The following is a 6,492-nucleotide window of genomic DNA, read 5'->3' as shown; positions in this document are numbered from 1 at the left end:
AAGCTGAAGTTGAAGCCCTATGTCAAGGGGATGCTTCAGGTCGAGTACAAAGATAATGAAGATGACATTTAGATGGTTTGGCGATACAGATAAAGTATCGTTAAACTACATAAAGCAAATCCCTTGTATGAGTGGTGTTGTAAGTGCAATTTATAGCGTTCCTGTAGGTGAAGTATGGTCGGAGGATGAAATACTAGCCCTTAAAAATAAATGTAAGGATGCAGGATTGGAATTTGAAGTAGTTGAATCAGTACCTGTTCATGAGGATATTAAACTTGGAAAAGGTAGATATAAAGAATACATAGAAAACTATAAAGCAAATATTCGTTTGTTATCAAAACATGGTGTGAAATGTATTTGTTATAACTTTATGCCAGTATTCGATTGGACACGAAGTGAACTGGATCATCCACTTAATGATGGTAGTAATGCGCTGGTTTATTATCAAGAACAACTAAACAATATAGATATTAAAAATATGTCATTACCCGGTTGGGATGCAAGCTATACACCAGAACAAATGATTCATTTAATTGATGAATACAAATCAATGGGTGAAGAAGGATTGTGGAAAAACTTAGAATATTTTATTCATGAAATTATGCCGGTTGCGGTTGAATGCGATGTGAATATGGCGATTCATCCAGATGATCCACCATGGAGCATATTTGGACTACCAAGAATCATAACCAATGAATATAATTTAGATCGTTTCTTGTCATTATATGATGATCCTCATCATGGATTAACATTATGTAGTGGATCTCTTGGTTGTACAAAAAGTAATGATATTCCGAAACTAATTGCGAAATATACTAAAATGAATCGTATTCATTTTGCTCATATTCGTAATGTAAAGATCTTAGATAATAATGACTTTGAAGAATCTGCACATTATTCTGCATGTGGTAGCTTAGATATGGTAGATATCATGAAAGCTTATTATGAAAATGGGTTTAATGGCTATATTCGACCAGATCATGGCAGAATGATTTGGGGAGAAACAGGTAAACCGGGATATGGATTATATGATCGTGCATTAGGTGCGATGTACCTATCGGGTATATGGGAAACTTTAGTGAAAGGTAATAAAACAAATGATACCTTTTGAAATTGATTTAAAGAATAAAGTGGTTGTCATAACTGGAGCTGGTGGAATTATTTGCAATACATTTGCAAAAGCAATATCAATGACAGGAGCTAAATTAGCACTGTTGGATATCAATCAAGAAGCAGTGTTGGAACTGGAAAAGGAAATAAATGAACTTGGTGGTACTTCAAAAGCATATAAGTGTAATGTACTATCAAGTGAATCATTAAAAAATATTCATCAAGCAGTTTTAAATGATTTGGGTCCGTGCGATATCTTAATTAATGGTGCAGGTGGAAATAATCCTAAAGCTACTACAGATGATGAGTATTTTGATAAGAATAATTTGAACGAAGTAAAGACATTTTATGATTTGGATGAAGAAGGTATACGATTTGTATTTGATTTAAACTTCATGGGTACTTTATTGCCAACTCAAATCTTCTCAAAAGATATGCTTGGTAAAAAAGGATGTAGTGTGATTAATATATCCAGTATGAATGCATATACGCCATTAACTAAAATACCTGCATACAGCGCAGCCAAGGCTGGTATCAGTAATTTTACACAATGGTTAGCGGTTTACTTCAAAAATGAAAACATACGGTGTAACGCAATTGCGCCAGGTTTCTTTGTAACAAAACAAAATCAAAAAATGTTATTTAATGAACAAGGAGAAGCGACTGGTAGAACGAAGAAAATACTAAATAATACACCAATGAATCGCTTTGGTGAAATTGATGAATTAATTGGTACTTTGTTTTATTTATTAAGTGAACAAGCAAGTAGTTTTGTAACTGGAATAGTTATCCCAGTTGACGGTGGTTTCTCAGCATATTCAGGAGTTTAACTTCACATAATATCACACAAGAGTAACACAACTATTTGATAGTGGTTTGTTACTATACTCTTGCAAGAAAGCTTGCCTATACATTGACCCCCTATCAATGTGTAGATATATTCTATCCCCTTATATATATTAAAAAGAAAGAAGGTAAATACTATTTGCCTTTTTTCTTTTATGTAGAGATAGTATAATAGAACAAAAGTGAGGATGAAAAAATGAGTTATATTTTTCTAGATATTGATGGTACCTTGTATAGCCCGCAAATTAATGCAGTTCCATATTCTGCGATGGAAGCAATTGAAAAAGCCAAAGCCAATGGACATAAGTTATTTGTGTGTACAGGAAGATCACTTTCAGCTGCAAAACTATTTTTGAATTTAGATGTGAATGGATTTGTATTTAGTGCTGGTGCGGTTGTGTATGTTGAGGGTAAAAGAATTCATGATAAATCAATGACAGAAGATGAAATACAAAAGTTAATAAAGATTGCAGAGAAACATAACTTAGGGTATTGCTTAGAAGGTAATGCTGGTGCTTATTATGATGAGAAAGCATTTAGACATGTATTTGAATATTTCTCTAAATCCGCAAAAAATATGGAAGAAGGAAAAGAAATCATGCGGGCAAATTGTTATTACCCGTTAGACTATCGCGATAAAAATGATCGTGTCGCAAAGATTTGTTTCTATGGTGAAGAAGAAGCGTATATCAATCAAATGAAGACAGATTTACCTGAAGAATTTCAAGCGTTAACAACATTAAGAAATCCACGTATTCGTTCTCATTGTGTAGAAATATCATATAAAACAGAAACAAAATCTACTGCTGCACAACTTGTGTGTGAAACATATGGTGCAACAATTAAAGAAGCAATAGGTATTGGTGATAGTTCAAATGACTACGAAATGATAAGAGATTGTGGTATTGGAATTGCAATGGGAAATGGCAGTGAAGATATCAAAGAAGTTGCGGACTACATTACGACAGATATACTAGATAATGGAATTTATAATGCTTTAAAACATTATGAAATAATATAGAGGAGGTTTTACAATGATCCATACAGTAACATTAAATCCATCTTTGGATAAAACAGCAGAATGTGATTCAATCGATAAGGGAACATTGAATAGAATTGAAATTGTTAGTTATGATATTGGCGGTAAAGGAATTAATGTTTCAAAAACAGTACGTGCTTTAAATGGTGTTTCTACAGCCTATACAATTCTTGGTGGAGCAGTAGGGACAATGATAAAAGATGTAATGGAATCTCGATATATACCATTATTTTCTTCTACTATTGAAGAAAGTACTCGTATCAATCTAAAAGTAATCGATAAAAAAGGTCATCTAACAGAATTTAATGAAAGAGGACCTAAAGTAGATAAGAAGAATGTAGTTGAAATTATGCATGCACTTAAAGCAAATGTTAAGCCAATGGATGTAGTAGTGTTATCTGGAAGTTTACCTGTTGGTATTCAAGAAAATGCCTATGAGAAGATGGTTACAGAAATCAAAAAACTAGGTGCATATGTTATTTTAGATGCATCTGGAGAAGCATTAAAACAAGGGATAAAGAGTATTCCTACAATCATTAAACCGAATAGAAAAGAGTTGTGTGATTTATTTGGAGTAACAACTTTAACAAATACTGAATGCATTGAAAAAGCAAAAGAACTTGTAAAAAAGGGAATTGTATTAGTTGTGGTGTCATTAGGTAAAGATGGTGCAATCTATGTAACCAAAGATGTTGTATATCAAGCGATGCCAATCTATGTAGAAACAAAATCACCTGTTGGTGCTGGAGATGCATTGGTGGGTGGTATCGCTTATGGATACGACCAAAAATATACATTAGAAGAAATTATTAAGATATCTATGGCTGCGGCTACAGGGGCTGTAACAACCAATGGTACTAAACCAGCAGATTCAAAGAGCGTTAAAAGTTTGATGAAAGCAGTTATACTAAAGAAGAAATAAATACCAAAATGTTGGTGGGTTTGTTCCTGAATAGTTACAACACAAAAAATAGACTTCAAAGTTTGAAACGACAAACGAGAAGTCTATTTTTATTATAGTAGATTGGATTCAAGGAATTTAGCAAGTGCTTCATCCGAGTGGTGACCAATAATTTTGGTCGCGACTTGTTTTAGATTATCTGTCGCGTTGGCAACTGCAATACCATATTCAACATTTCTAAGCATTTCAATATCGTTATCATTATCTCCAAAAGCTACTGCATCTGATTTGGAGATTTTTTCTTTATCCATTATGTATTTCAGTGCATTTCCTTTAGTGGCTAAAGGATCAGTAATCTCAATGTTTATAGGATGAGATGATGTTACATAAATAAAATTAAATTTCTTAAGAGCATCTATGAGTATAGATTTAGCTTCATCATCTTTTGTGATGAAATGAATTTTTCTTGCAACATCCGTACTTGTTTCAAAGACATCGTGAAAATCATCGACGATAACTCTATTGGTACATATTTCTTTATAAAATTCATCTGATATATTGATGGAAGAGTGGTCTTCGATTATTTTTCGACTTACAAATAATTCACCTTTTGCATCTATTGTCCAATAGGGATTTATTTTCTCTATATCTTCTAAAAGCTTAATAGAATTTTCTACACTAATCGCGTGAACTAATATTTGTTCATGAGTATGATTGTTATAAATAACTGAACCATTTGATGTTACAATATATTTTATTTTTATATTGTTTAGAATCCAAGATGGAATAAATTTGAATGTGCGTGCGCTACAAGGAACAAATAAAATATCTTTATCCATTATTTTATTCAAGATATCTTGAGTGTATTCACCCACTTCAGATACTTGATTTAAAAGTGTTCTATCTAAGTCACTCGCAACTAATTTGATATTTTTCATTTACGAACCTCACTCGATGATTACTCTTTGGTATTGGAAATTGCTTTTCTAATCTTAGTTAATGATGCGCTTGCTTTCTTATCGTTTTTAAACATGATTGTAACAAACAATGCATCGATAACACTGAGTTGCGATAAGCGTGATGACAAAGATTCAGAACGATACTTAGTTTCTTCAGAACAAGATATTAATACAACATCTGCCATCTTCGCAAGAGGAGATAAAGGGTAACTAGTCAAAACAATTAGCTTGGCTTTGTTTTCTTTAGCTACAGATGCAATTTCAAGAGCTTCTTTACTAAGCCCGGTATGTGATATTACGAAAGCACAGTCTTTGCTCGTAAGCAAAGAGGCATTCATAATTTGGATATGCGAATCAGAGGCATAATTAACTTTAATAGGGGAACGAAGAAATTTGTGATAACTATCTAATGCAACAGCGTTAGAACCACCTAATCCAAAGAAGAAAACACAATTTGAATTAATCATGATATTAACAGCTTTTCTGTATGTTTCAACATCTAAAATTTTACGTGTGTCTTCTATTGCTTTAGTAGAGGCATCGAAAACTTTTTCGAGAATTGTTAATTCTGAATCGACAGTTGAAATTTTTTCGTGGATCGATATTTCAGGATCAAATTCTTCGGTTAATAAAGCGATTTTAAAATCTTTAAATCCGTTGTATCCAAGTTTTCTAGAAAATTGAAAGAAAGTGGAATCAGCTAATCCCAACTCGCTTGAAATCTCGCTAATAGAACTACGTGAGACTTTTTTTATGTTGTCTAAAACATAGTCAGCTATTTGCTTCTCTTTTGAACTCATGTCACGATAAAGACTTTTAATTCTCATTCGAACAGTCAAATTTTTCATAAATTATACCCCAATTAATGAACGTTTCTTTACTAGTTAAGAATATCACGAGTGGACAAATGTGTAAACTAAATAAAAAAATATTTTTTTAACAAACATATTTACAAAAAAATATTTTGTGATATTGTGTTTGTAGAAAGGGCTTACAAGTATGAGAAAAATATTAGTTGGAACGCATGGTCATTTTGGGGAAGAATTATTAAGATCAGCTGAAATGATAATTGGTAATGTAGAGGATGCAATTGCTTTATCGTTAGAACCAGGTATGGCAATGGAAGATTATATGGAGATAATTCAAGTGGAATTATCTAAATTACCAGAAGATACAATATGCCTAGTTGACTTATATGGGGGTACCCCAAGTACAACATTTACGATTTTGTCACAAAATTTCAACAACATTGTAATCACAGGACTTAATCTAGCAATGTTTATTGAAGTCTATTCGCAAAGAGATACACTCAGCACAGAGGATCTTGCTCAATGTGCTCTAGATACATTATCAATGAGTGGAAGAAACGTTACAAAAGAGTTAAAGGGTAACTAGAAAGGGGAAAAGGAAGTGGCAAATATTAAATTAGTAAGAATTGATTTTAGACTTATCCATGGACAGATAGTCAATAAGTGGATTAAGGCAACACTTTCAAATAAAATCATCGTTATCGATGATACATTAGCATCGAATGATTTTATGAAAAGTGTTTACACAATGGCAGCTCCTCCGGGAGTTGATGTATTAATCTATGGAGAAGATGAAGCAGTTAGTAAATGGAAAGAAAATCAATTTGG

Annotated in this window: 8 protein-coding genes; 6 read left to right on the top strand and 2 right to left on the bottom strand. The window is 32.6% G+C overall.

Annotated elements, in window-relative coordinates; genetic code table 11:
- Positions 1–55: 55 nt before the first annotated feature.
- The 4 genes from RR643_RS10960 (at position 56) to RR643_RS10945 (ending at position 3,917) form a co-directional block, all read left to right on the top strand.
- Complete coding sequence (locus RR643_RS10960; RefSeq protein ID WP_332483231.1) at positions 56–1,111, top strand: mannonate dehydratase; 1,056 nt, start codon at positions 56–58, stop codon at positions 1,109–1,111.
- Positions 1,098–1,940, top strand: coding sequence for an SDR family oxidoreductase (locus RR643_RS10955; RefSeq protein WP_332483230.1), 843 nt, complete (start codon positions 1,098–1,100; stop codon positions 1,938–1,940). Before RR643_RS10960 ends, RR643_RS10955 begins: the two co-directional genes overlap by 14 nt.
- 212 nt (positions 1,941–2,152) lie before the next feature.
- Complete coding sequence (locus RR643_RS10950) at positions 2,153–2,977, top strand: HAD family hydrolase (protein ID WP_332470013.1); 825 nt, start codon at positions 2,153–2,155, stop codon at positions 2,975–2,977.
- Between the two features lie 13 nt (positions 2,978–2,990).
- Positions 2,991–3,917 (top strand): 1-phosphofructokinase family hexose kinase, encoded by a 927-nt coding sequence (locus tag RR643_RS10945; protein ID WP_332483229.1) that lies wholly within the window; start codon positions 2,991–2,993, stop codon positions 3,915–3,917.
- 92 nt (positions 3,918–4,009) lie between these two features.
- On the opposite strand, the gene RR643_RS10940 is transcribed toward RR643_RS10945, so the two are convergent.
- Both RR643_RS10940 and RR643_RS10935 read right to left on the bottom strand, forming a co-directional pair.
- Complete coding sequence (locus RR643_RS10940; RefSeq protein ID WP_332483228.1) at positions 4,010–4,834, bottom strand: HAD family hydrolase; 825 nt, start codon at positions 4,832–4,834, stop codon at positions 4,010–4,012.
- Between the two features lie 20 nt (positions 4,835–4,854).
- The gene (locus RR643_RS10935; protein WP_332470010.1) at positions 4,855–5,703 is read right to left on the bottom strand and encodes a MurR/RpiR family transcriptional regulator; all 849 of its coding nucleotides are present in this window, start codon (positions 5,701–5,703) and stop codon (positions 4,855–4,857) included.
- A 151-nt stretch (positions 5,704–5,854) separates the two neighbouring features.
- Between RR643_RS10935 and RR643_RS10930 the strand changes: the two genes are divergently transcribed.
- On the top strand, positions 5,855–6,250 hold the full coding sequence (locus tag RR643_RS10930; RefSeq protein WP_332470009.1) for a PTS sugar transporter subunit IIA: 396 nt from the start codon (positions 5,855–5,857) through the stop codon (positions 6,248–6,250).
- Positions 6,251–6,265: 15 nt separating this feature from the next.
- On the top strand, positions 6,266–6,492 hold a 227-nt coding region (locus tag RR643_RS10925; protein WP_332483227.1), incomplete at its 3' end, for a PTS sugar transporter subunit IIB.

Source organism: Anaerorhabdus sp. (assembly GCF_036637135.1).
GTDB lineage: Bacteria > Bacillota_I > Bacilli_A > Erysipelotrichales > Erysipelotrichaceae > Anaerorhabdus.
The sequence above is the reverse complement of the archived record's forward strand: the minus strand, read 5'-3'. Positions and strand labels throughout refer to the sequence as shown.